General features: G+C 63.7%; 22 protein-coding genes, 2 tRNA genes and 2 pseudogenes. 11 read left to right on the plus strand and 15 right to left on the minus strand.

All coding sequences use genetic code 11. The annotated features are described in order from the left end of the window. Positions 1-62 precede the first annotated feature (62 nt). Together V5279_RS41060 and V5279_RS41065 are read left to right on the plus strand one after the other, a co-directional pair. On the plus strand, positions 63-935 hold the full coding sequence (locus V5279_RS41060) for a hypothetical protein (RefSeq protein WP_338692482.1): 873 nt from the start codon (positions 63-65) through the stop codon (positions 933-935). A 414-nt stretch (positions 936-1,349) separates the two neighbouring features. After that, positions 1,350-2,387 (plus strand): tyrosine-type recombinase/integrase, encoded by a 1,038-nt coding sequence (locus V5279_RS41065; RefSeq protein WP_338692483.1) that lies wholly within the window; start codon positions 1,350-1,352, stop codon positions 2,385-2,387. A gap of 65 nt (positions 2,388-2,452) precedes the next feature. On the opposite strand, the gene V5279_RS41070 is transcribed toward V5279_RS41065, so the two are convergent. The 9 genes and pseudogenes from V5279_RS41070 to V5279_RS41110 form a co-directional block, all read right to left on the minus strand. Beyond that, positions 2,453-2,528 (minus strand) — tRNA-Phe (locus V5279_RS41070). Between the two features lie 143 nt (positions 2,529-2,671). Then, positions 2,672-2,851: a DNA gyrase inhibitor YacG gene (gene yacG, locus V5279_RS41075; protein ID WP_338692484.1), complete on the minus strand. Its 180-nt coding sequence runs from the start codon at positions 2,849-2,851 to the stop codon at positions 2,672-2,674. 241 nt (positions 2,852-3,092) lie between these two features. Beyond that, positions 3,093-3,722, minus strand: a complete 630-nt coding sequence (locus V5279_RS41080) for a Maf-like protein (protein WP_166301471.1) — start codon at positions 3,720-3,722, stop codon at positions 3,093-3,095. 187 nt (positions 3,723-3,909) lie between these two features. Next, positions 3,910-4,371, minus strand: coding sequence for a low molecular weight phosphatase family protein (locus V5279_RS41085; protein WP_166301468.1), 462 nt, complete (start codon positions 4,369-4,371; stop codon positions 3,910-3,912). Between the two features lie 51 nt (positions 4,372-4,422). Further along, positions 4,423-4,932 (minus strand): UPF0262 family protein, encoded by a 510-nt coding sequence (locus V5279_RS41090; RefSeq protein ID WP_166301465.1) that lies wholly within the window; start codon positions 4,930-4,932, stop codon positions 4,423-4,425. Further along, complete coding sequence (gene hisD / locus V5279_RS41095) at positions 4,929-6,224, minus strand: histidinol dehydrogenase (RefSeq protein WP_338692485.1); 1,296 nt, start codon at positions 6,222-6,224, stop codon at positions 4,929-4,931. The genes V5279_RS41090 and hisD overlap by 4 nt, the downstream gene beginning before the upstream one ends. Before the next feature lie 232 nt (positions 6,225-6,456). Then, a complete protein-coding gene (locus V5279_RS41100) occupies positions 6,457-6,885 on the minus strand; it encodes a DUF2948 family protein (protein ID WP_338692486.1) in 429 nt (142 codons plus the stop codon). Between the two features lie 97 nt (positions 6,886-6,982). Then, entirely contained in the window at positions 6,983-7,642 is a 660-nt protein-coding gene (locus V5279_RS41105) for an epimerase (protein ID WP_338692487.1), read from the minus strand. A gap of 40 nt (positions 7,643-7,682) precedes the next feature. Continuing rightward, a pseudogene (locus tag V5279_RS41110) lies at positions 7,683-8,620 on the minus strand (SDR family oxidoreductase). Positions 8,621-8,733: 113 nt separating this feature from the next. Here V5279_RS41110 and V5279_RS41115 point away from each other — a divergent pair. After that, the gene (locus V5279_RS41115; RefSeq protein ID WP_414645652.1) at positions 8,734-9,384 is read left to right on the plus strand and encodes a TetR family transcriptional regulator; all 651 of its coding nucleotides are present in this window, start codon (positions 8,734-8,736) and stop codon (positions 9,382-9,384) included. A 176-nt stretch (positions 9,385-9,560) separates the two neighbouring features. Here the strand turns inward: V5279_RS41115 and V5279_RS41120 are convergent, their stop codons facing one another. The 5 genes from V5279_RS41120 to V5279_RS41140 form a co-directional block, all read right to left on the minus strand. Further along, positions 9,561-10,385 (minus strand): alpha/beta hydrolase, encoded by an 825-nt coding sequence (locus tag V5279_RS41120; RefSeq protein WP_338692488.1) that lies wholly within the window; start codon positions 10,383-10,385, stop codon positions 9,561-9,563. Between the two features lie 142 nt (positions 10,386-10,527). Next, entirely contained in the window at positions 10,528-11,028 is a 501-nt protein-coding gene (locus tag V5279_RS41125; protein WP_338692489.1) for a hypothetical protein, read from the minus strand. A gap of 175 nt (positions 11,029-11,203) precedes the next feature. After that, the gene (locus tag V5279_RS41130; protein WP_166301447.1) at positions 11,204-11,512 is read right to left on the minus strand and encodes a UBP-type zinc finger domain-containing protein; all 309 of its coding nucleotides are present in this window, start codon (positions 11,510-11,512) and stop codon (positions 11,204-11,206) included. Positions 11,513-11,681: 169 nt separating this feature from the next. After that, positions 11,682-13,379 (minus strand): FAD-dependent oxidoreductase, encoded by a 1,698-nt coding sequence (locus tag V5279_RS41135; protein WP_338692490.1) that lies wholly within the window; start codon positions 13,377-13,379, stop codon positions 11,682-11,684. Between the two features lie 52 nt (positions 13,380-13,431). Next, complete coding sequence (locus V5279_RS41140) at positions 13,432-13,641, minus strand: hypothetical protein (protein ID WP_166301441.1); 210 nt, start codon at positions 13,639-13,641, stop codon at positions 13,432-13,434. A 317-nt stretch (positions 13,642-13,958) separates the two neighbouring features. On the opposite strand from V5279_RS41140, the gene V5279_RS41145 reads away from it, so the two are divergent. The 4 genes and pseudogenes from V5279_RS41145 to V5279_RS41160 all read left to right on the plus strand — a co-directional run bounded on the left by V5279_RS41145 (position 13,959) and on the right by V5279_RS41160 (position 18,273). Continuing rightward, a tRNA-Thr gene (locus V5279_RS41145) sits at positions 13,959-14,033 on the plus strand. A gap of 648 nt (positions 14,034-14,681) precedes the next feature. Beyond that, positions 14,682-15,773: a peptidoglycan-binding protein gene (locus V5279_RS41150; RefSeq protein WP_029079852.1), complete on the plus strand. Its 1,092-nt coding sequence runs from the start codon at positions 14,682-14,684 to the stop codon at positions 15,771-15,773. Positions 15,774-16,025: 252 nt separating this feature from the next. Beyond that, positions 16,026-16,366, plus strand: a pseudogene (locus V5279_RS41155) (winged helix-turn-helix transcriptional regulator). Between the two features lie 479 nt (positions 16,367-16,845). Next, entirely contained in the window at positions 16,846-18,273 is a 1,428-nt protein-coding gene (locus V5279_RS41160; protein ID WP_338692491.1) for a hypothetical protein, read from the plus strand. A gap of 42 nt (positions 18,274-18,315) precedes the next feature. On the opposite strand, the gene V5279_RS41165 is transcribed toward V5279_RS41160, so the two are convergent. Then, the gene (locus tag V5279_RS41165) at positions 18,316-18,441 is read right to left on the minus strand and encodes a hypothetical protein (RefSeq protein ID WP_338692492.1); all 126 of its coding nucleotides are present in this window, start codon (positions 18,439-18,441) and stop codon (positions 18,316-18,318) included. A 101-nt stretch (positions 18,442-18,542) separates the two neighbouring features. Between V5279_RS41165 and V5279_RS41170 the strand changes: the two genes are divergently transcribed. The 4 genes from V5279_RS41170 (at position 18,543) to V5279_RS41185 (ending at position 23,581) form a co-directional block, all read left to right on the plus strand. Further along, positions 18,543-18,863: a hypothetical protein gene (locus V5279_RS41170; RefSeq protein WP_029079854.1), complete on the plus strand. Its 321-nt coding sequence runs from the start codon at positions 18,543-18,545 to the stop codon at positions 18,861-18,863. A 229-nt stretch (positions 18,864-19,092) separates the two neighbouring features. Then, positions 19,093-19,827 carry an outer membrane protein gene (locus V5279_RS41175; RefSeq protein WP_338692493.1) on the plus strand — a complete coding sequence of 245 codons (735 nt, stop codon included), beginning with the start codon at positions 19,093-19,095 and terminating at the stop codon, positions 19,825-19,827. A 237-nt stretch (positions 19,828-20,064) separates the two neighbouring features. Continuing rightward, complete coding sequence (locus V5279_RS41180; RefSeq protein ID WP_338692494.1) at positions 20,065-22,209, plus strand: methyl-accepting chemotaxis protein; 2,145 nt, start codon at positions 20,065-20,067, stop codon at positions 22,207-22,209. A gap of 307 nt (positions 22,210-22,516) precedes the next feature. Further along, positions 22,517-23,581, plus strand: a complete 1,065-nt coding sequence (locus tag V5279_RS41185; protein ID WP_338692495.1) for an MBL fold metallo-hydrolase — start codon at positions 22,517-22,519, stop codon at positions 23,579-23,581. Positions 23,582-23,611: the final 30 nt, after the last annotated feature.

The following is a 23,611-nucleotide window of genomic DNA, read 5'->3' on the forward strand; positions in this document are numbered from 1 at the left end:
ACGCTGCGCGTTTAATCCCCTCTGCTTTTGCTATTTTCCGTGCACCAGGGATTCGAATCACCATGAAGAAGAGCAAACCGGTCCGAAACAGCGGTCGTCCGGGTAAGCCGCATCGCATCACGCGACGTCAGCATGATCTGCAATATGTCTATACCTTGGATCGCGATTTTCCTGCCGAGTTCAAGGCGATCAGTCAGCTGGAGCCGTTGAAACGATGGATTGACGAAAATGGCCTCGATGAATTTCGCATTCGCCTCGGCGCAACAATCTCCGTCTTCCGTTCAAGGTATCAGGACAAGAACTACAATCTCTTGCAGCAAAATTTCAGCGTACCTCCAATCGCCCCGGCACGATCTTCAAAGAAGAAGCCTCCTAGCACCGAACTACCCTATTTTAAGCGCATCTCCGAAATCTGCGATGCGCTGAAGACAGCTACAACTTCCCTGCAGACCGCAGCCGAACGGCTCAGATTTGTAGACATCACTCACATGGAGCAGATTTTGACTGCGGCACGTTCAATTCCAAACAATCCGATCAGTATGGATAATCCGTGGGGACAGCTCTCCCAGACCATATACTACCTCGCGACGATGGTGCTCGCGCTTCAGTGGGGCACAGGAGTTATAGCGGGTCCGCGAAAAAGGGGCCGACCTGCTGCTGGTTACGTTTGGCCTGCTCTGGAGCTCGCCGAGCTCTGGGCAGAATTTTCCGGAACGCCAATCAAAACGCCTCGTCAACCGGTATTGGGGAAGAGCGGACATAAGGAGTTTTCAGAGTACTCAACTAAGTTCGTCCATCTCGGACTGAAAATGATCGATCCGGAAATTTTAGAGGCGGAAGTCGTGACCGCAATCACAAATGCACGCGCCCTGCAAAAGCAGATCGATAGCATTTCGATAGAGGACGCCATTTCAAAATTTCTTTTCTCTGACTAGCGCCCGCATCGCGAGGAAAACACCTCAAATTTTGCTGTTTTACTACGCACCAAATCATTGGCATTCGTCGCTCCACAAACTTAGCCTATCGCTGGCGGTTGGATCGTCGGCGCTGTGCGCGCAGCAGGCGCGACTTCGCGATCTCGGAATTAGCGTTTAGATGAACGTTGGACCAACAGATGCAGGTGAGGCATTGCACCATCGAGCGACGCTTGCTGACGCTTAAGGAAGCGGCGCATTATTGCGGCGTCAGTGTTCCGATGTTTCAAAAACATTGTCCCCTCAGACCCGTCGCTCTCGGTCCAGGACCTCGGCTTCGCCGTTTCGACCGCCAGAATCTGGACCAGTGGATCGATGATCTCGGAAATGGGCAGCAAATAGAAAAGGATTGGTTAGCCGAACTGGAGCGAAACCATGACGGTCATCAGAGTTAAAGGGCTGAAACGCTACGTCTCTAAGGGGCGCATCTATTGCTACCATCGCGCAACTGGCACGCGGCTCAAGTATGAATTTGGCACGCCGGAATTTATAACGGAGCTAGCTTCGATAGAGCGCAAGCATAAGAAGCGAGAAGCTCTGCCAGGCACTCTCGGAAAGCTATTCGCATATTACAGAGCTTCACTGACTTTCGCTGACTTAGCTCCAGCAACGCGGCAGGGATACTCACGGATGATGAACCTGCTTAAGCCAATAGACGAGATGCCACTGATTGAGTTGACTCCGCAATTCATTGCCGGTCTACGTGATAGGATCGCGGAAAAGCACGGTCGAAGACAAGCGAACTACGTGATGGCCGTCGTGTCGGTGGCCTGTGAGCACGGCAAGGAGCACGGCATCCTTCGCGATAATCCTGTCAAGGGGGTGAAAAGAATTCGGCGTTCGCGAGTCGCGCCAATAGCCAATCGGCCATGGACAATGCTTGAGCGCCGAAACGTGCTCGCTCATATAACCGAGCAGCTGAAACTACCGGTTGCGTTGGCGATGTTCACTGGCTTGCGCAAGGGTGACGTGCTGTCGCTAAAGAAGAGTGCGTTCAGGGATGGCAAAATCTGGCGGCGCACGAACAAGACCGGGCAGGAGGTCTCACTTCCGATCCACTCTGATCTCGTCGAATTGCTCGATAGAGCGCCGCCGCACGATGCCATAACTGTGGCCGCAACCACCAACGGCACGCCGTGGACCGAGAGTGGTTTCAATTCGAGCTTTATCAAAGCGATGGCCAAGCTGAAGCGTGATGGCTTGATTGGGGACGGGTTGACGTTCCATGGCCTGCGCCACAGCTTCGGCACGATGCTCGTTGAGGCCGGTTACGACATCGACACCGTTCGCCGCTGGCTTGGCCAACGGACCGTCGCGATGGCGGTCCATTACACCGAGAGCGCCGACACCTCGGATCGCATGCGCGATGTGGTCGCAAAGCTCGACCCGCTGGGGAGCAAATCGCGAACATAATTGTCTAACTCTCGACCGGAAGTGTCTAACTCGGGCGCTCGATGCCAGTTAAGTGATTGAATTCATGGTGCCCAGGGGCGGGATCGAACCACCGACACTGCGATTTTCAGTCGCATGCTCTACCAACTGAGCTACCTGGGCATACTCGCGGGGCCGAAAAGGCCGCAGCGAGCGGGCGGTTTATAGAGAGGTCGGGGCGCCGTGTCCACCCGCCTTCGCCAAAGGTTTCGGCGCGGCGAGCCCGGCCTGTGCACTTTCCCCAACTTGTTGGGAAATCTTGGCTATTACCCGTCCTCTACGTCGTCCTCGCTGCCGGGGACGACATAGCGGCCGGTCAGCCAGCGGTTGAGGTCGACGTCGCGGCAGCGCGGGGAACAGAACGGGAGAAAAGCCTGCTGGGCGGGCTTGCTGCAGATCGGGCAGGCGCGCGCGGTGGCAGGGGGTGTTCGGGCTTGGTCGGTCATGGCTGGGCGGAGTTTACACCAGTTGGCGATTGAGAAGGCGACTGCGTGTTCCACGTTCGCCGCTGGCCCACTTCCCTTCTCCCCTGGTGGGAGAAGGTGGCGCGCAGCGCCGGATGAGGGGTTTCTGTCCGCGGAGGCAGACCCCTCACCCGGAATTCAAGCTGTCGCTTGAATTCCGACCTCTCCCACAGGGGGAGAGGTGCAGTGCTAATGCGGCGCCGGAAGAGAGACTCGTCAGATCTCACACCGCGACGGCGTTGAGCCAGCCGTGGCGGATCGGAAAGCCTTCACCGCCGAGCAGGGTCACGGTCTCGTAGAGCGGCAGGCCGACCACATTGGTGTAGGAGCCGACCAGCTTGACCACGAAGGATCCGGCGATGCCCTGCACGGCATAGCCGCCGGCCTTGCCGCGCCATTCGCCGGAGCCGATATAGGCTTGGATATCGTCGTCGCTGAGCCGCTTGAAGCGCACCCGCGTCTCCACCAGGCGCTGGCGGAATGCCTCGCGCGGCGTCACCACGCAGATCGCGGTGTAGACGCGATGGTTGCGGCCCGACAAAAGCCGCAGGCACTGCGCAGCCTCGTCGACCAGATTGGCTTTCGGCAAAATGCGGCGGCCGACCGCGACCACGGTGTCGGCGGCAATGATGAAGGAGCCGCGCAGATCGTCGTCGAGCTGCACCGATTTCAGCGCGGCGTCCGCTTTCGCACGCGCCAGCCGATTGGCGCAGGCGCGCGGCAACTCGCCCCGCCGCGGGGTCTCGTCGACATCGGCCGGACGCAACGCATCGGGCTCGATGCCGGCCTGGTTGAGCAGGGCCAGCCGCCGCGGCGAACCGGAAGCAAGAACGAATTTGGGACGGCCTAGCATGCGGGCTTTTGGGCTGAATCGGGGGGACGGACGCGGGCGGAACCTATCGGATGGGGCATGGATGCACAACCTTGGAACCGGCTGCGAATCGCGCTTCCCCCGTGGGCGACAAGGCCCCATAAGCACAGCTGTTTGTCAGTCTGGCGACAAGGGGCGTTCTGCGAATCGGAGCACGCCTCGCGAAGCCTCACAGGTTCGCCGCGCCCTTGGCAAAACGGCGGCGGATGCGCAGCAACAGGCCGTCGCAGACCTCGCGATAGGCAGCGAGCTTCTGCTCGCGTGTCCCCTCGGTGCCGGTCGGGTCCACCGTCGGCCAGTATTCGACATCGGCCGCGACCGTGCGGGTGAGGTCGAGCGCCCTGTGGTGGGCCTCCGGCGCCAGCGTGATGATCAGGTCGAAGTTCAGGCCTTCCCAGTCCTCGAGCTCCTCGAAGGTTTGCGGCTTGTGGGTGGAGATGTCCTGGCCGAGCTCGGCCATCACGGCGATCGCGAACGGGTCGAGCTCGCCCTTCCGCACGCCGGCCGAGCGGACATAGAGGCCTTGCGGGAACATCTGCTGCAGCAGGCTTTCGGCCATCGGTGAGCGCACGCTGTTGAGGCCGCATGCGAACAGCACGGCCTGCGGGTTGCGCGCGCGCGGCGCTTCCATGCGATCAGGCTTTTTTCGACCGGGGCGCGCCCCCGTCAAGCGTCATTCCGATCATTGCCCGCCCTCACCCTTCCAGTGCAGCACAGTGATCAGCGTGAACAGCCGCCGCGCGGTCTCGAAGTCGACGCGCACCTTGCCCTTGAGCCGCTCCTGCAGCGTGCGCGAGCCCTCGTCATGGATGCCGCGGCGGCCCATGTCGATCGCCTCGATCTTGTCCGGCGTAGCTGTCCGGATTGCCTGATAATAGCTGTCGCAGATCATGAAGTAGTCCTTCACGACGCGGCGGAACGGCGTCAGCGACAAGAGATGCGCGACCACCGGCGCGCCGTCCTCCTTGCGGATATCGAACATCAGCCGGTTGCCGGTGATCGCGATGTGCAGGGTGTAGGGCCCCGGCCCGGCGCCGCCTTCCGGCGCAAACAGATTCTGCTCGACCAGGTCGTAGATCGCGATCGCCCGCTCATGCTCGATGTCGGGCCCGGAACGGCCGATCGATTCCTCGTCGAGCGTCACCGCGACGATGCGATTGTTGGAATCCTCGTCGTCTGGTGGCTTGTTCATGAGAGGTTGAGGCGCAATCCGACGGAACGTGAATGGGCATCGAGACCCTCGGCCTGGCCGAGCGTCATCGCGGCGGGCCCGAGCGCACGAAGCTGATCCGGCCCGCACCTCAGGATCGAGGTTCGCTTCATGAAGTCAAGCACCCCGAGGCCCGAGGAGAACCGCGCCGAGCGCGCGGTCGGCAGCACATGGTTGGAGCCGCCGACATAATCGCCGATCGCCTCGGGCGTATTGGCCCCGAGGAAGATCGCCCCGGCATTGCGGACCTGCTTCGACAGGCCCTCGGCGTCCGCGGTCATGATCTCCAGATGCTCGGCCGCGATCGCGTTGGCGAGCTCGACCGCGTCGTCGAGCTTTGCGACCATGATGATCGCACCGAAATCGTCCCACGAGGCCCGCGCGATCGCCGCACGCGGCAGCGTCGCCAACTGTGCCTCGACCGCGCGCTCGACATCGGTGGCGAGCCGCGCACTGTCGGTGATCAGGATCGACTGCGCGCTGACGTCATGCTCGGCCTGCGCCAGCAGATCGGCCGCGATCCAGTCGGCATTGCCGGTGTCGTCGGCGATCACGAGCACCTCGGACGGGCCGGCGATCATGTCGATACCGACCTTGCCGAACACCAGCCGCTTGGCGGCGGCGACATAGGCGTTGCCGGGGCCGACGATCTTGGCGACCGGCGCGATCGTCGCGGTGCCATAGGCCAGCGCCGCCACCGCCTGGGCGCCGCCGACGCGGTAGATCTCCGAGACGCCGCCGAGACCTGCTGCCGCCAGCACCAGCGGGTTGAGCTTGCCGTCCGGCGCCGGCACCACCATCACCACCCGCGGCACGCCGGCGACCTTGGCCGGCACCGCGTTCATCAGCACCGAGGACGGATAGGCCGCGGTGCCGCCGGGCACGTAGAGCCCGACCGCATCGACCGCGCTCCAGCGCCAGCCGAGCTCGACGCCGGCGGCATCGGTGAAGCGCTCGTCCTTCGGCAGCTGGCGGCGGTGAAAGGTCTCGATCCGGTCGCGCGCGAATTTTAGCGCCTCGACGGTTTTGGGGTCGCACGCGGCCACCGCGGCGTCGATTTCGGCGGCGGTGATGCGCAGGCCGGCGGCGTCGATGTCGAGCCGGTCGAATTTCTTGGTCGCCTCGAGCAGCGCCGCGTCGCCGCGAGCCGCCACGTCGTCGACGATGGCGCGGGTGGCGCGCTCGACGTCGGCCGATACCTCGCGCTTGGCCGCCAGGAAATCGCGGAAACGCTGGTCGAAATCGGCGCTCTGTCGGTCCAGGCGAACGGGCATGGCGGCTTTCTGAAGAGGATTCTGGGTCCCTGCTCAATGGCGCGGCGGATAATGGCCGTCAACCCTTGCCAGACACGCAATCCCACCGTCGTCCCGCCCACCGTCGTCCCGGCGAAGGCCGGGACGCATTACCCCTGAAGCCCGCAGCTGGAGCAGGGTGGGCCCCCCAGCGTCCCATAACAAATGGCATTTGTGATTATGGGTCCCGGCCTTCGCTGGGACGACGGCATATTTACCCCGCCGCCACCCCGAGATCATCCGTGCCGAGATCGGTCAATTCGCACTCCAGGCACTCGACATCGAGCCGCAGCGCGGCGCCCTGGCCGAACATCAGGAGCGCGCTGCCGCCCGGCGGGTCGGAGGCATGGAATTCGATCCCGAGCAGTTCCAGGCTGGCCCCCGGGGCCTCAAGGTCGATATTGCGCGACTTGCATGCCAGCACCCGGTCGAACCTGAGCGCGGCGATCAGCCGGCGCGAGCAGGCGCCGCCGGACAGGGTCTGCTCCCAGTCGAGCCGGTTCAATCCGACCACCAGGCGTTTCTCGTCCTGGCGCCAGACGATGTCGGCGGGCTGAACGCGGGCGTCCTGCACATGGGCGGAGATCACCGCAAGGTCTTCGGCATCGAGGGCGATCAGCTTCAGGGGAGCAGGTGGGGACATGCGGCAGTTATAACGCCTTTAGACCCCCGAGGTACCACGTGGCCCAAGGAAATCCGGAGCAAATCCGGCTCCAAGGGAACCGGGTCCCCGGCACGGCTCAGAGGCTGTTGATGTCCTCGCTCTCCAGCACCGGCCGGGGGTAGCCGTCGCGGACGACCTTGAGCATGGCGCGGCCGAGCTGTTCCGAGGTGGTCATGTAGGCGGGGGCGAGCCGGACCAGAAGCGACAGCAGCGGTGAGGTCGCGAGATAGATCGCCTGCACCCAGGGCGTCTTGGAACGCACGCCATGCAGCGGCTGGATGCCGGCGGGCCGGAACATGTAGGCGGCCTTGAACGGCAGTTTCAGCAGGTCGTTCTCGGTCTTGCCCTTGACCCGCGCCCACATCAGCGAGCCCTGCTCGGTGGAATCGGTGCCGCGTCCGGTGACATAGGTGAACACCATGCCGGGATTGAGCCGCGCCAGCGTCGTCGCGGCGGCCAGCGTGACGTCGTAGGTGAGATGGCGGTAGCGCGCCTCGTCCATGCCGATCGAGGAGACGCCAAGACAGAAGAAGCAGGCATCGTAGCGGGTCAGCTGCGGCTCGATCGCGCTGTAATCGACGAAATTGTCGCAGGTCAGTTCGACGGGCTTGGCATTGCGCTGCCCGGTCAGGCTGCGCCCGACCGCGAGCACCCGCTCGACGCCGCCATCAAGCAGGCATTCGCGCAGCACGCCCTGCCCGACCATGCCGGTCGCGCCGAACAGGATGATTTTCATCTCGATTGCCCCTCGATGCCGCCTTGCCGCCCGATCGCGCTCAGGCGGCGGTGGCGACCTGATCGAACGATACACCGGTCAGCATCGCCGAGACATCCCAGAGCTGCTCCGCCACCACGGTGTCCCTGGCCTGCGGATGATCCGCGCCGGCACCGGCGGGCCCTTCAATTCATAGAACCAGTCGGGCCCGTAATAGCCGCCGGGCTCGGCTGCCGGCGAGGTCGCCGCGAACAGCGTCGGCAGCGCGCCCGCGGCCGCCGAATGGCTCATGAAGGGCTGCAGATATCGGCCGAGCCGCCACGACAAGCTGTCGGTGCCTGGTCCGTTCGGGATCAGCTCGGTGCGCGCGTAGCCTGGATGCGCGGCATTGCTCATGATCCCCCAGCCATTGCGCGCGCTGCGGCGCTGCAGCTCGAGCGCAAACATCAGCATCGCAAGCTTCGACTGGCAGTAGGCACGCCATGGCACATAGGCGCGCTGCGACTGCAAATCGGCGAAACTGATCGCGCCGGTGCGGTGGGCGAGGCTCGACAGATTGACGACACGGGTGTTTTGGCCGCGGCGCAGCTGCGGCAACAGATGCGCGGTCAGCGCGTAGTGGCCGAGATAGTTGGTGCCGAACTGCATCTCGAAGCCGTCTGACGTGACCTGCCGTTTCGGCAGCGCCATCACGGCGGCATTGTTGATCAACAGGTCGAGCGCATCGTGGCTGGCGGCAAAGCGCGCGGCGAAATCCGCGACCGATGCGAGGCTCGCGAGGTCGAGCGTTTCATAGGTGACCGCGGCATCGGGGAGCTGCGCGCGGATCCGCGCCAGCGCGTCCTGCCCCTTGGCGCCGTTGCGGCCGGTCAGCACGACATTGGCGCCGGCACGCGCCAGCGCGAGCGCGGTCTCATAGCCGAGCCCGCCGGTTGCGCCTGTTATCACCGCGGTCCTGCCGCGCTGCCGCGGAATGTCTGCAGTGCTCCAGCCGGTCATGCTTATATCTCCTTGCGACACGAATCGGTTCTGACGGTTGTTGTCGGTCTTGCGGGTTCCAGCCGCATCCGGTGAAATGTGCACTAAGTGCATTTTTGCAAGAGGTGAAAAATTTGAAGCGCCCTGCGCCCGCGCGCAAATCTGCCAAGCCCCGGCACTCCAACGAGAATTCGGCGCCGCCCGCCGCGACGTCCGGCCTGCGCGCGCGCAAGCGGCGGGAAACACGGGAGCGGTTGACGCGGGCGGCGATGGCACTGTTTCTCGAGCGCGGCTTCGAGGCGACCACGCTCGACGACATCGTCGCCGCAGCTGATATCTCGCGCCGCACCTTCTTTCACTATTTCGCGTCGAAGGAAGACGTCGTGTTCGCCTGGCAGGAGGACGGCAGCACGGCGCTGATCGCAGCGGTCGCAGCGCGCCCGGCCACCGAATCCATGCTGCAGGCCGCGGAGAACGCGATCGCCGAGATGGTGCGGCAGCTCGATCCGCGCGAGGCGGTCGCACTGGCAAAGCTCAAGCGCGACAATCCGGCGCTGCAGGCCCGCGATCAGGTGAAGTACGAGAAGCTCGAGCGCGATCTCGCCGACGCCTTGCTCAAGCGCGCCGGCAACAAGGCCGACCGGATGAGGGCCCGGCTGGTCGCAATGATCACCACCGGCGCGATGCGCGTCGGCGGCGATCTCTGGGCCGCCGACGGCGCCCGCGAGAAGCCGGATCTGCTCGCCAAGCGCATCTTCGCCGCGATCCGCGCGATTTTTGAGTGAGCGTGCGGAGCGACAGGATCTCTGCGCTATTCGTTAGGCGAATTCTGGTGAGGTGAGCACGCTGGTCAGGCTCCCCCTTGCGGGCCCCGCAAGGGGGGAGGGAACCTTGCCGCTGGTGGCTCCCTTACGCGATCGAAGTGAAGCTGCGTTGCCTGGCGCAAGAGAACAGCGTCACATCAGCCCCTGATGAACGCCAGCAGATCCTTGTTGATGGTCTCGGCTTCTGTGGTCGGCATGCCGTGCGGAAAACCCTTGTAGGTCTTCAGCGTGCCGTTCTTCAAAAGCTTGGCCGAGAGCGGGCCGGAATCGGCGTAGGGCACGATCTGGTCGTCGTCGCCATGCATCACCAGCACCGGGACGTTGATCTTCTTCAGGTCCTCGGTGAAGTCGGTCTGCGAGAACGCGACGATGCCGTCGTAATGCGCCTTGGCGCCGCCCATCATGCCCTGCCGCCACCAGTTCTGGATCACGGCCTCCGACGGCTTCGCACCGGGCCGGTTGTAGCCATAGAACGGCCCGGCCGGCAGATCGCGGTAGAACTGCGAGCGGTTGGCCGCAAGTTGCGCCTGCAGGCCGTCGAACACCGACTTCGGCAGGCCGCCGGGATTGGCTGCCGTCTGCAGCATCAAGGGCGGCACCGCGCTCAGGATCGCCGCCTTCGCCACCCGGCTCTCGCCGTGGCGCGCGATGTAGTGCACGACCTCGCCGCCGCCGGTGGAATGGCCGACGTGGACCGCGTTCTTCAAATCGAGATGCGCGGTGACGGAAGCGAGGTCGTCGGCATAGTGGTCCATGTCATGGCCGTCGCCGACCTGGGCGGAGCGGCCGTGGCCGCGGCGGTCATGGGCGACGACGCGAAAGCCGTGCCCCGCGAAGAACAGCATCTGGGCGTCCCAATCGTCCGACGACAGCGGCCAGCCATGGCTGAACACGATCGGCTGGCCCGAACCCCAATCCTTGTAGAAGATGTCGACGCCGTCTTTGGTGGTGATGGTGGGCATTTGATTGCTCCTCTTGTTGCTGATCCTTTGGTCCGGACACGCAGGCGTAGACGGACCTCGGGCGATGGCGCGTCGCGGACGCGCCATCGCACCTCATCTTCTATGCTGTGCGTCGCTTTGAGACGACGTCACCCGCCCTGGATCAGGCGAACGTGACCGGCCTGAACCGGCGCCAGGCACCGATGATCATCACGGCGAAGAACACCAGCACGACGCCCTGCACCACCGCAAACACCGGGCCGGCGGGCGGATTCGGCGGCACGGCCGGCGCCAGCGCCTGCAGCGCCGGCACCTTGAGGAAGCTCTGGATCACCAGCACGAAGACGTTGAGATAGAGCGAGACCATTGCGGTCACGACATAGATCGGCCGCCAGGCGCCTTTGAGCTGCATCGCATACAGCGCGATGCAGGCGATCGCGAGCAGCAGCAGCGAGAGGCCGCCGATGATGTGCGACGGCAGCAGCTTCTCGGTCACCAGCGGCGGGATCACGAACCCGGTGGCGCTGGTCAGGATCGTGAACACGAGGAAGATCGCGGTCAGCCCCGGCATCGCCCGCGAGCCGAGCAGGCCGAACATCACGATCACACCGGCGACGATTGCAATCAGGCTGATAATGACGTGCACAAGCACCAACGTCGTCATATGGCGCACTCCCCGTTGAGACCCGCACCACGTTACGATGCATCCTCGAAAATTGCTACACGGTTCGATGGCAGGATGACCGGCATCTCATGACATTTCGCCGACGCCGGCTGTTGCCGAAAATGTTCGCAGCGCTGTCGCAGAACGCGGCACGTGCGCCTGGTGAGACATTGAATCAATCATAGCGCGGGATCGGCCCATTATGCGGCGTCTTGCGCTTCGACAGATCGAACAGCACCTCGTCGACATAGCACCAGCCCCAGCCTTCCGGCGGATCGTAGCCCTCGATCACGGGATGGCCGGTGGCGTGGAAATGCGCCGTCGCATGCCGGTTCGGCGAGTCGTCGCAGCAGCCGACGTGGCCGCAGCTCCGGCAGATCCGCAAATGCAGCCAGCGGCTGCCGCTCTTCAGGCACTCCTCGCAGCCGAGCGCGCTCGGCGTGACGTCCTGGATGCCGGCGATGTGGGTGCAGCCTTTTGACATTTTGGCCTCTCTTTATGCATCCCTGTTCAATCCGTCATCCTGAGGTGCGAGCGGAGCGAGCCTCGAAGGATGAATCGGCCACAGACCGAGCCGTGCATCCTTCGAGGCTCGCCGAAGAGGCTCGCACCTCAGGATGACGGGGATAGAGCTACCCCAATGGATCCTTCTCTCACAGCGACGGACTGCCCGCGTCGGCGAGATAGCCATGCAGGGCGGCGACGACCTGGGCGCCCTCGCCGATCGCGCCGCCGACGCGCTTGACCGATCCGGAGCGGACGTCGCCGACCGCGAACACGCCGGGCACCGTGGTCTCGAGCAGCGGCACGGCGCGCGCGCCCTCGCCGCTCTGCACGCCGGTCATCACGAAGCCGCCGCGGTCGACCAGCACCCCGCAACCCTCGAGCCAGCCGGTGGCCGGATCGGCGCCGACGAACAAAAACAGATTGCGGATATCCATGGTGAACTCGTCGGGCGCGAGCCGGCTGCGCCAGCGCACGCGCTCCAGCGTCTCCGCGCCTTCGAGCCCGATCACCTCGGTGTTGAACATCAATTCGATGTTCGGCGTCGCCTCGATGCGCTCGATCAGGTAGCGCGACATGCTGGCCCCGAGCCCGCCGCCGCGGATCATCATGTTGACCCTGCGGGCATGCGCCGACAGGAACACCGCCGCCTGGCCTGCGGAGTTGCCGCCGCCGACCAGCACGACGTCCTGGTTGGCGCAGAGCCGCGCCTCGATCGGCGAGGCCCAGTACCAGACGCCGCGGCCCTCATAGCTCTCGAGATTATCGATCCCAGGCCGGCGATAGCGCGCGCCGCTCGCCACCACCACCGACCTGGCGCGCAACGTGTGCCCGCATCCGGTGGCGAGCGCGAACGCGCCCGACGCCTTCGTGCAGTCGAGCGATTTGATGGAGACCGGGATCAGCATCTCGGCGCCGAATTTCTGCGCCTGGTTGAAGGCGCGCCCGGCGAGCGCCTGGCCGGAGATGCCGGTCGGGAAGCCCAGATAATTTTCGATCCGCATGCTGGCGCCGGCCTGGCCGCCGAAGGCGCGGGAATCGAACACCGCGACCGACAACCCTTCCGAGGCCGCATAGACCGCGGTGGCAAGCCCGGCCGGGCCGCTGCCGACCACGGCGACATCGTAGAGCTTGTCATGCGCGCTGTTGCCGATCATGCCGAGCGCCATCGCAAGCGCGGTCTCGGACGGATTGCGCAGCACCGTGCCGTTCGGACAGACCACCAGCGGCAGCTCGGCGCGCGTCGGCGAATAGCGCGCGACGAGGTCGGCAGCGTCCTTGTCGGTCTCGGGGTCGAGGAAGTGGTGCGGCTGGCCGTTGCGCGCCAGGAAATTCTGCAGCTGCGCCATGTTGCCGACAGACGCAGGGCCGATCAGCACCGGCCCGCCGGCGCCGCCCTGGATCAAGCTGACCCGGCGCAGGATCAGTGCGCGCATGATGCGCTCGCCGAGGTCGGCCTCGGCAACCAGCAGCGCGCGCAGCCGCTCCGGCGGCAGCAGCAAGGTCTCGACAACACCGTCGGCATGGCCGTCGACCAGCGCGGGGCGGCCGGAAAGCTGGCCGATCTCGGCGAGGAATTGGCCGGGCCCCTGGTCGATCACAGGCGTGACATGGCCGAGGCCGTCGCGCTGGGTGATCGCGATTGAGCCCGACAGCACGACGAACATGCCGGGCCCCGGCTTGCCGGTTTCGAACAGCGCCTCGCCATCCCCAAACGACCGCGGCTCGCCGAAGCGACGCATCCGCTCGATCTCATGCGCCCTCAGGGTCGGAAAGGTCTGCTCATGGCGCGGGAAGGCGTAGGCGGTTGCGTTCAGCCGATCGATCGTCGTCTCATCTACAGCCATGTCGGCGACCCGCTTCTTTTGCAACGCACGTTCTTGCAACACACGAGCCGGGTTAACGGCGCGGCTCGTTTCCGCCAGCGTCATCCAGCGAGCGGTCATCTAAGGAGTCCTCGGGCCCTTCGGAAGCCACATCCTCGCGACCGCGCGCCTGCGACTTCCGCCGCTTCAGGTTTTCGCGCAGCGCCAGCTTGAGACGATCCTGTCGTGAATCCTTCACGCGGGCCCCGGCCTGCCCGCCGCCCTTGTCTCGATCGCCCGTCATTGCAAAACTCTCGAACCGCCGACGCCTTAGCAAGCTGAGCATAGACAATGGCTGGCGTCGGCGCACCCTGCCCGGTCGGCCAGTTGTGCTCGATGGCATGATTCGGCGGGCGGCCGAATCAGGAGCTTTCCGACTGATCGGGAACCCAATCTAGCCGAAATCGGCCGGATTGGTCGGAATCGCCGGCGAGGAACGCCAATTTCTGCCGATTTCACGGGCAGCAGGGACGCTGTTTCGCTTGCGCGAAAGGGAGGCCTGTGGCAAGAACCGCCCGCTTGGACGGGCCCTTGGGGCCGATTCAAATTTTTCCCGGGCATGCTGCCGTAGCTCAGTGGTAGAGCACTCCATTGGTAATGGAGAGGTCGACAGTTCAATCCTGTCTGGCAGCACCACCTATCCTATTGAGAGGCCTGGATCCTCTTGCGATTGCAGCACTAATCCCGCTCGTTTGCCACTAACCGTCGCCACAACAGGTTTGGTTTGGGTCACCCGACGAAAGCTACTTCGCGGGCATAGAGTCGATCATCGCGGGGCGCCTCGACGACCACGAGCCGCCATTCTTATCTGGCGACAACCGTTTTGCCTGGTTGATCTGCTAGACACACCCACGATCAAGCCGGCCCGAAGGGCCGCCGCGGAACGAAACTTTCTCCGCATCGGCGGGGGCGGATTTTCGCAATAGACCATCGGTCTTCGGCTTCGGACGATATACATCATCTCGACTAATCGATTTGAAGATGCACGCGGAAGGCGAGTTCTTCTTTTTCGCAGATGTGTTTGTCGACTTCCTTCTTATTACAGAGGGAGAATAGGCGCTGGGTCGCGGCGACAGCGGCCTTGTCGCCTGGTTCCGGCGCGGCTTCGACTACACCGCGTCGGCCGCCCTGAGCACGCGGCAGACTGCGCTACGCACCCGCCAGCACGACAAGCTCAGGTCGAGCAAAGTTGCCACATGGACTTGCAGGCGAATTTGTGTAGACCGGTAGTGCCGGTGCAGTTCGACTTGAGAACTGGGCCGGCATCGCCTTGGGGCACAGCCAATGGGACGCTTGCGTTGCTACTGTTTTGATCAGAGCTGCCGCGCGACCGCTCCCCGCGTCGAACCGGATAATCAGGTCGCCTTGCCCGTCGTGGTCGGCCGTTCCGTGGGGCAGGGCGGTGCCAACGTCCGCAACGATGTTCTCACCATCCAGCAGGCACTGAATGCGGTCGGCACCAGTCAGGGCGGCCCGACGCCACGCCTCGCAACGGATGGCTTGATGGGCCCGTTGACGCGCGCGGCGATCGGCAGGTTCCAGAAGCAGAACATCAGTTTCGTCGATTTCCGCATCGACCCGAACGGGCCCACGATTCAGGCGCTCAATCGCATTTTACGCGCCTCGTTGCCAATCCTGGCGAGCGGATCATCGAGATCGCTCGCGCCCCGCAGCGGTGTCGGCCAGGTTGCGCCGCCGGCGCCGACCTTCACCGTCACGGATGAGATGATGGAGCAGATGTTCGAAGACACCTTGCCCATCTCGCGGGCCTGCGTGAAGAGCGCGCTGCGCACGCTGACCGCGGCGAAAGTAATGGGCACAATCGAATCTCCGGCCCAGACGCTCGTGCGCAAACACTTCGCGGTTCTGCTCAGCGATCCGCCGCCGCCGGATTTTGTGCTGATCGAGCGCACCTTTCGCGCCATCGATCGCGAGCTCTCGGTCGCCGCCCTGAGTCCCGCTACGACTTTCATTAAGTTCCCGTTTACGCTCTCCTTTAACGAGATGGCGGAATCGCGCACGCTGGCGCTCGCGATTTCGAACGGCGTCACCATGCGCGGCGAGACCGTTCAGCTCGACCGGACGAATGGCACATCCGCCACGCTGCGGGCGGATGCGGTGGTGATCGCGCCGGTCTATTTCTTCGCGTCGAGCGACCTGCAGATCGGCACGCTCATCCACGAACTCGCGCATTTCGTGGGGCGGCCGGATGGCCATCCCGATTGCATCGACGATCCGCCGGACAGGTCATCGAGCGATGCCTCCCTGGCACGGTTGCCGCCGGATAGGCGGCCGCGCATCGCGGAGTTCTACGCGCTGTTCGCCTTCGAGGCACATTTCGGACGCAGCATGTTCCGCGTGCTACTCCAGTTCTGAGGCGGGCTGGCTCGCTTTGCTATCCCAATAAAATTCAAACTGCGACACCACCGACCCCATCCACACAAAAACCTCACGCTCTTCGACACACCCTTGCCTCCTCCTGTTCATTGCCGGCTGACGCATGTCAGCGGCCTGATCCATCTGGAGAGCAGTTCCCGCGTACAGTAAAAAATTGGCCGGTACTATCCTAAAGCGTAGTGTCAACGATATGCAGAAGCAGAGGCGGTATGATCTGGTCCCGGCTGCTCGATGGAAGCAGCGGTCAACTTGATCAATGGCAAGTGGAAGTCGGTGATCCTCTATCACCTGCTCGACGGGACTCAGAGGTTCAACGAACTGCATCGGCATTTGGCCGGTTGCACGCCGCGCCTCTGACCAAGCAACTGCGCGAACTGGAGGAGGATGGGCTGATCCAGCGGATCGCGTATCCGGTCATTCCTCCGAAGGTGGAGTACAGCCTGACCGACGAGGGACGCTCGCTTGGTCCATTGCTGCTGCAACTCCGGGATTGGGGCCAGGGCTGGCTGAACCGACGCGGCCGCAAGACGCTCGCCGATCGGACCCACGACCAATCCGGCGCGGCTCACTAGCGGGGCGCTGGCAAACTACTCGCGACCTCTCTACATCTGCACATCTGCCGTTTTCGACGGCTCAATCCAGTCCACCGGGTTTTCCACGAATCAAGGATCGCGCCGCACGCCGCCAGGCATTTCGTGAGCAGATGCACGACGGCACGGTGCGTCAGATCATTGGCGGAGACCGCGAAGTGAGCGCTGGCATCCACGCAATGCAGACCATCATCCCGCACGGGCAAATGGGCTTGATATCGCCCCTCGGTTGCGCTTGCATGAGTTGCAGGCCAAGGACGCGCTGAATGCCTGCTAAGCGAGCACCCGAGCCCAGCGGAACTTCAAACCTCAGGAACTTGGCTCGCACCAGCGTGGCGCCCGGGAGGCACCAGCGAGAGCGAATGTCAAGTTCGCAAATTTGGTGAGCGGAGACCGCGCGGAAGTTGAGAGAATCAGATTATTCACGTCAAACCGCTTGATCGCCACGACGAGAAACCCGAGTGCAATCCCCCCGCTACAACATTTTGCTGCTGTGCGCAGCAGCAGCCCTGAAAACCAATACGGTATCGGACCATATCCGAGCGTTTCGCCAATACAGCCAGCATAAATATACGATCGTGGATTCGCTGGCGTTCGATGCGATCGGACCAGATCTGGATGCCTTTGACTGCCTGGTGTTTCACTATTCCGTCGTGATCTCGATGGAGAACTATGTTCCCGCCTCGCTCCGTGACAAGATCAGGCGCTTCAACGGGGTCAAGGTCGCGTTCATTCAAGACGAATATCGATTTATCGATCGTCAAAATGCTGCATTGGCCGATCTGCAGGTCGGAGCGATTTTCACCGTTACGAACTCGGACGTCACCAGAAAAATCTATCGGGACCCGTTCTTCGACAAGGTACGTTTCGAGCATACTTTGACGGGATTTGTACCCGAGCATCTGTTGACGATGGACGTGCCGAATTATTCGGAACGTCCGCTCGACGTTTCGTATCGCGCACGCAAGGCTCCGCCTTGGTACGGATACTTCGCCGAGGAAAAATGGCGAATAGCCGACAGATTTGCCGCTGATGCAGCGCAGTACAATCTGGTCTGCGACATCGACACGAGCGAAACGTCCCGAATCTACGGCGGCTCCTGGGTTGACTTCATCGCGAGCTCGAAGGCCGTTTTGGGGACGGAGAGCGGGGTCAGTTTCATCGATTTCACCGGGGACGCCCAAATCCAGGTGGAACGCTTCTGCGCCGAAAATCCCGATGTGTCCCACGAGGTGGTGAGACAGAAACTTCTGGGAGACGACGACGGCAAGATCGTTATCCGGGTGGTTTCTCCCCGCATTTTCGAAGCTGCTGCGCTTCGTACTCTGATGATCCTCTATGAAGGTGACTATTCAGGTGCGGTAAAGCCGTGGGATCATTACGTCCCGCTCAGCCGCGACCACAGCAACATGGCGGAGGTGGTCTCGGTCATACGAAATCCTTCGAAGGCGCAATCCATCATCGATCGTGCGTTTCACGAAGTCGCGCTGTCTCCGGCGTGGACTTTCAAGCGAATGGTCGAGCGATTTGACAAAGTCGTCGTCGACGAAGCGCAACGGGTTGAGCTTGCGCGCAATGCGATTCCCGGGGCGCTCGCCCCCCTGGAACTCGCCATCAGCACGCGCGGACTGGAACTGACCTCACGCGGCCGATATTTGGAAGAACATGTTCTCCCCGTCTACAACAAGCTGATAGAAGACCATCAAGGGCTGGCCAACGCCTACGAAAGGCTGGCCACAGACCACCAAAGGCTGGCGACGGATTGCCAACGGCTAGCCATGGATCAACAGAGCCTGGCCAACATGTCCATCAAGCGCTTTGCCTATACGTGGCTTCGGCGAACCCTCGGTTCCGTCAAGAGAAAATTGACCTCGCCCCTCGGCAACTGAGGACTGTCTACGGCAGAAAGTGCCCTCGTCGGGTTCGCAGGATCAATGCGCGAGCAGCACGCCCACGCCGCCGATCGTCAGCACGACGTAGAACGCGAACACACTGCCGACCCATTTCCAATCGATGTGTCCGTGTTCGGGGCTGAGGCTTTCGATGATGCCGTGCATGATGGTTTCCTTTAGAAGTCGCATGCGCGGCGTATAGCCCGCACCCCGAGCACGTCATGTGACTCACTTCACACTTTGCGATCGCGGAGCGGACTTAAAGCGTGACCGGCCCAGAACTGAAGAAATTGCGCAAACATCTCGGCGAGGCGCTTGGCCGCGAGCTGACGGCGGCCGACATGGCGAAGCTGTGCGGGTTGCCGGCCGCCGGCGGCGCCGAGAAGCTCCGCAAATGGGAGGTCACCGGCCCGACTCCGAAGGTCGCCGCGCTGCTGCGCGTGCTGGCGATGGCGAGCGAGCACTATCCGATCCTGGAGAAGTTCGACGTGTTCGATCGCCACGACGTCCCCGTCAAGGACCGCGCCGCGCGCCGTCAGGCGTTCCGCGAGCAGATGCGCGACGACGTGCGCAAGCGACTTGGTTAGCAAGCGGCTTGATTAGCAGCGGGCGGGCGTCGCACGCGCCGCGTTAAGCCTTCCTTCATTCCGGCTTAAGCGTTCGTTAGGCACAACAAAACGTTTCGCCGCAAAGGCTGCGACTTAACGCTCCGAGCGGTCTTCCGGTGACAGCATTTTATTCAAATGCGGTCTATCTCGCCGGCCATGGACGGCGCCATGTCGCTGCGCCTCCACGACTTGTCCGGAGACTGACCACATGAAGAAGATCCTGCTTGCAACCGCAGCCGCCGTCGCCGCCTTGAGCGCGACCGCCCAGGCCGCCGACCTCAACCGGGGCTATTACCAGAAGGCGCCCGCGCCCGTTTACGCCGCTCCGCTCTACAACTGGACCGGCTTCTATCTCGGCGGCCATCTCGGCGGCGAGTTCTCACAGAACAACACGTTCAACGGCCTCGCGCTGTCCGACTCCAGCGCCCGCTTCATGGGCGGCGTGCAGGGCGGCTACGACTGGCAGCTGTCGCCGATGTGGGTGATCGGCCTTGAAGGCCAGTATTCCTGGGTCGGCAACCACCAGCTCAACGCGATCTTCCCCGGCGGCTATGTCTACAACAACAACCAGCGCGGCATCGCATCGATCACCGGCCGCGTCGGCTACACTTGGGGCCCGGGCCTGATCTATGTGAAGGGCGGTTACGCCTATTCCGACAACAACGAGACGGTGACGCTCGGCGGCGCGCCGGTCGGCTTCGCGCTCACCGACAATCACAGCAACGGCTGGACGATCGGCGGCGGCGCCGAATACATGTTCGTGCCGAACTGGTCGGCCAAGGTCGAGTACCAGTATTACGACTTCGGCGACAGCCGCTTCACCGTGCCGGCCGCGCTGGTGCCGTTCGGCAGCTTCCACAACGACGAGCACACAGTGAAGGCCGGCCTCAACTACCGCTTCAATCTCGGCAACCTCGGCGGCCCCGGCTACGCGCGCTACTGAGACCACGCGCCACAACCAATAATGGAAAGGCCGGCTTGCGCCGGCCTTTTTGCGTCCGGTCGCGTGCATCGATTCCGCAGAGCGAACCAAGCCAGTGCTCCCGCACGACCGCCCTGAAAAATCCCGCGGATCGTCGCAATTTTCCCGATTTTGTTAACCCGCCGCACCGATACTCCCGCGCCGGGGAAACATCCAAGAGTAGTGGCCAGGGGTAGTGGGCCAGGGGGCACGGGGGCAATGGCGTTTCGGTTCAAGCTCGGCAAACTCAATCTCAAGCGCATCGGCCTGCCGCAGATGGGCGTCAGGGGCAGCCTGTTCGCGGCATTCGCCGTGATCGCAGGCATGGCGCTCGTGATCAGCGCAGGCGCCGGCATCGTGCTGCATCAGCTCGGCGGCACCATGACCGATCTCAGCGGCCGCGACATTCCGCGGCTTGCCGCAAGCCTGCAACTGTCAGCGCAGAGCGCCTCGCTCGCAGCGCAAGGTCCCGGCCTGCTCGCCGTGCAGAGCGAGGATGCACTCAACGATCGCACCAAGAAGGTGAAGGAGGTCGCGCAGGCGACCCGCGCCAAGCTCGGCGAGATCATCGAGCTCGGCGCCGACAAGTCCGTCGTCAGCGCGCTGCAGGAGAACGTCAAGAACACCGACGAGGCCACCAATAGCCTGATCTCGGCGGCGCGCGAGCGGCTCGAAGTCGGCGCGCTGCGCGACAAGCAGTACAATGCGCTGCGCAAGGCGCAGACGGCCTTCGTCTCCGCCGCGAGCCCCGCGATGCTCGACGCGCAAACGAGACTCAACGCCATCCTCGGCGCCGCCGACGTGTCCGCCGATGACGCCACCGAGGCGGCCCGCACCGTCGGCCAGATCAGCAACGTGCTCGCCGCCGGCAATCTGATGGCCGCCGACATGACCGCCGCGCTGTCGGCCAATTCCAGCGAGACGCTCGATGCGATCGAGGCCGAGTTCAAGAACGGGCGCGAACGCATCAAGTCCAACCTCGAGGACCTGCCGAACAATCCGGCGATCGTCGCGGTGCGCGACACCGCCGAGAAGCTGCTCGTGCTCGGCGAAGGCAAGACCGGCGTGTTCAAGATCCGTCAGAAGGAGCTCGACGCGATCGACTACGGCCAGACCATTTTGGAAGAAACCCGCAAGCTCAATGTCGGGCTCGGCATCAGCGTGCAGCAGCTGGTCGAGGCCGTGCAGAAGGAGACCGACACCTCGACCTTCCAGGCGCGGCAGCAGATCTCGCTCGCGACCACGGTGATGATCGCGCTCGGCGCGCTGACGCTGGTCGGCTCGTTCCTGTTCGTCTGGCTCTATGTCGGGCGCAACATCCTGCGCCGGATCCGCGGCCTGCAGCGTTCGATGCAGCTGTTGTCCGACGGCGACCTCGACACCGAGATCCCGCAGAGCCGGCAGCGCGACGAGATCGCTGTCATGGCCGACGCGCTGCAGGTGTTCCGCGAGAGCATGATCGAGGGCCGCGAGCTCACGGCAAACCAGAACAAGGACCGCACCGCCAAGGCGGAGCGCACCACGCGCATGGAAGCGCAGATCGTCACCTTCGAGTCCAATGTCCGCAGCGCGCTCGGCAGCCTGCAGACCGCGGCGAACTCGATGCAGTCGACCGCGCAGAGCATGTCGGCGACCGCCGACCAGTCGAGCGCATTGGTCAATGCGGTGGCCTCGGCCGCCGAGGAGACCTCGGTCAACGTGCAGACGGTGTCGGCCGGCACCGAGGAGCTGTCGTCGTCGATCTCGGAGATCGGCCGTCAGGTCGTCACCTCGGCGGAGATCGCCCGCAAGGCGGTCGAGGAAGCCAGCGCCACCGACAGCACGATGCAGGGCCTTGCCGACAACGCCGCGCGGATCAGCGTCGTGGTCGACCTGATCCAGACCATCGCCTCGCAGACCAACCTGCTGGCGCTCAACGCCACCATCGAGGCGGCGCGCGCCGGCGAGGCCGGCCGCGGCTTCGCCGTGGTCGCCTCCGAGGTCAAGAACCTCGCCAGCCAGACCGCGAAGGCGACCGAGGAAATCCGCCAGCAGATCGTCAGCATGCAGGAGGTGACGACCACGGCGGTTTCCGCGATCCGCAACATCTCGAGCACGATCGGCGAGATCAACGACGTCACCACCGCGATCGCCGCCGCCGTCGAGGAACAGGGCGCGGCGACCCGCGAGATCGCCCGCAACATCCAGCACGCCGCCGGCGGCACCAGCGAGGTGTCGAGCAACATCGTCGGCGTCTCCACCGCGTCAGCCGAAGCCGGCGCCGCCGCCGGCGAGGTGCTGAGCGCCTCCGACGCGCTGCGCCGCGAGGCCGACGTGCTGCGCTCGGAGATCGACGGCTTCCTGTCGAACATACGCGCGGCGTAGGAATAGGCCCCGGATAACGCTTCGCTCCATCCGGGCTACGCATGCTTTGACCTCCCCTTGAAAAGGGGAGGTCGCTTTGCTCGTTAGAGCAAAGCGGGTGGGGATCTGCTCTCTCGGCTTGCAGCGTCGCCCGCGGCTGACCCCCATCCCAACCTTCCCCCTTTCAGGGGGAAGGAGAAGAGAGAGATCCGGATGAAGCGCAGCGCAATCCGGGCTACGGAATTCGGCGGCCTCTCCACCCGATTCTCCGGACGACTATCTGATTTTTCGGCTGGCGCGGCGGGCAATGTGCCGCTAAGCCGATAGCATGCATACGAAGACCGACAGCCTGCCCTCCTCGGCGGAGGCATTGCGATACCCCTGGGAGAACCATCCCGGCCACGATCAGGTCGTGGAGGTCGCCCCCGGCGTGCTGTGGGCGCGGCTGAAGCTGCCGTTCCGCCTCAACCATGTGAACGTCTATCTGCTCGCCGACGGCGACGGCTGGACCATGGTGGATGCCGGCTTCGGCAACGAGGAGTCGATCGCGGCCTGGACCACGCTGTTCGAGGGACCGCTGAAGCACGTCAAGGTCACGCGGCTGATCGTGACCCACTCGCACCCCGACCATGTCGGTCTCGCCGGCTGGATCACCGAGCGCTTCGGCTGCCCGCTGTTCATGTCGCAGGTGGAATATCTGCAGTCGGTCTATCACCAGAACCGCGGCACCGAGGAGCGGCGCAACGCGCAGCGGCTGTTCTTCCGCCGCCACGGCATGGACGAGGACCTGACCGAAAAACTGCTCGGCCGCGGCCAGGACTATCTGAAGCGCGTCTCGGTGCTGCCGCCGTCCTATCATCGCCTCACCCATTGCGACGAGGTCGTGATCGGTACACGGCGCTTCAAGGTGATCACCGGCGGCGGCCACGCGCTCGACCAGGTGATGCTGTATTGCGCGGCCGACAAACTATTCCTGTCCGCCGACCAGGTGCTGAGCAAGATCTCGCCCAATGTCAGCGTCTGGGCGGTCGAGCCCGAGCAGAATTCGCTCGGCGAATATCTGGCATCGCTGGCGAGCCTGACCACCACCCTGCCCTACGACGTGATGGTGCTGCCCGGCCATGGCGTGCCGTTCTACGGGCTGAAGACCCGGATCAAGCAGCTCGCCGATCACCATGAGGAGCGCTGCCGGCTGATCGCCGAGGCCTGCCGCGAGGTGCCGCAGACCTCCAAGGAGCTGGTGCCGGTGGTGTTCCACAAGCACGTGCTGGACGAGCACCAGATGGGCTTCGCTGCCGGCGAACTGGTTGCCCATGTCAACTACATGCTGGTCGAGGGCCGGCTGACGGCCGAGATGGCCGCCGACGGCATGCTGCGCTTCAGGACGACCTGAGCGCCCGGCCCCGGGGCGGCCATGCCGCGT

This window comes from Bradyrhizobium sp. 26S5, assembly GCF_036923295.1.
Taxonomy (GTDB): Bacteria; Pseudomonadota; Alphaproteobacteria; order Rhizobiales; family Xanthobacteraceae; genus Bradyrhizobium; species Bradyrhizobium septentrionale.

Coding starts and splice junctions, on each gene's coding strand:
- V5279_RS41060 (WP_338692482.1), top strand. CDS start 63: ATGAAGAAGAGCAAACCGGTCCGAAACAGCGGTCGTCCGGGTAAGCCG.
- V5279_RS41065 (WP_338692483.1), top strand. CDS start 1,350: ATGACGGTCATCAGAGTTAAAGGGCTGAAACGCTACGTCTCTAAGGGG.
- yacG (WP_338692484.1), bottom strand. CDS start 2,851: ATGACCGACCAAGCCCGAACACCCCCTGCCACCGCGCGCGCCTGCCCG.
- V5279_RS41080 (WP_166301471.1), bottom strand. CDS start 3,722: ATGCTAGGCCGTCCCAAATTCGTTCTTGCTTCCGGTTCGCCGCGGCGG.
- V5279_RS41085 (WP_166301468.1), bottom strand. CDS start 4,371: ATGGAAGCGCCGCGCGCGCGCAACCCGCAGGCCGTGCTGTTCGCATGC.
- V5279_RS41090 (WP_166301465.1), bottom strand. CDS start 4,932: ATGAACAAGCCACCAGACGACGAGGATTCCAACAATCGCATCGTCGCG.
- hisD (WP_338692485.1), bottom strand. CDS start 6,224: ATGCCCGTTCGCCTGGACCGACAGAGCGCCGATTTCGACCAGCGTTTC.
- V5279_RS41100 (WP_338692486.1), bottom strand. CDS start 6,885: ATGTCCCCACCTGCTCCCCTGAAGCTGATCGCCCTCGATGCCGAAGAC.
- V5279_RS41105 (WP_338692487.1), bottom strand. CDS start 7,642: ATGAAAATCATCCTGTTCGGCGCGACCGGCATGGTCGGGCAGGGCGTG.
- V5279_RS41120 (WP_338692488.1), bottom strand. CDS start 10,385: ATGCCCACCATCACCACCAAAGACGGCGTCGACATCTTCTACAAGGAT.
- V5279_RS41125 (WP_338692489.1), bottom strand. CDS start 11,028: ATGACGACGTTGGTGCTTGTGCACGTCATTATCAGCCTGATTGCAATC.
- V5279_RS41130 (WP_166301447.1), bottom strand. CDS start 11,512: ATGTCAAAAGGCTGCACCCACATCGCCGGCATCCAGGACGTCACGCCG.
- V5279_RS41135 (WP_338692490.1), bottom strand. CDS start 13,379: ATGGCTGTAGATGAGACGACGATCGATCGGCTGAACGCAACCGCCTAC.
- V5279_RS41140 (WP_166301441.1), bottom strand. CDS start 13,641: ATGACGGGCGATCGAGACAAGGGCGGCGGGCAGGCCGGGGCCCGCGTG.
- V5279_RS41150 (WP_029079852.1), top strand. CDS start 14,682: ATGGGACGCTTGCGTTGCTACTGTTTTGATCAGAGCTGCCGCGCGACC.
- V5279_RS41165 (WP_338692492.1), bottom strand. CDS start 18,441: ATGCACGGCATCATCGAAAGCCTCAGCCCCGAACACGGACACATCGAT.
- V5279_RS41175 (WP_338692493.1), top strand. CDS start 19,093: ATGAAGAAGATCCTGCTTGCAACCGCAGCCGCCGTCGCCGCCTTGAGC.
- V5279_RS41180 (WP_338692494.1), top strand. CDS start 20,065: ATGGCGTTTCGGTTCAAGCTCGGCAAACTCAATCTCAAGCGCATCGGC.
- V5279_RS41185 (WP_338692495.1), top strand. CDS start 22,517: ATGCATACGAAGACCGACAGCCTGCCCTCCTCGGCGGAGGCATTGCGA.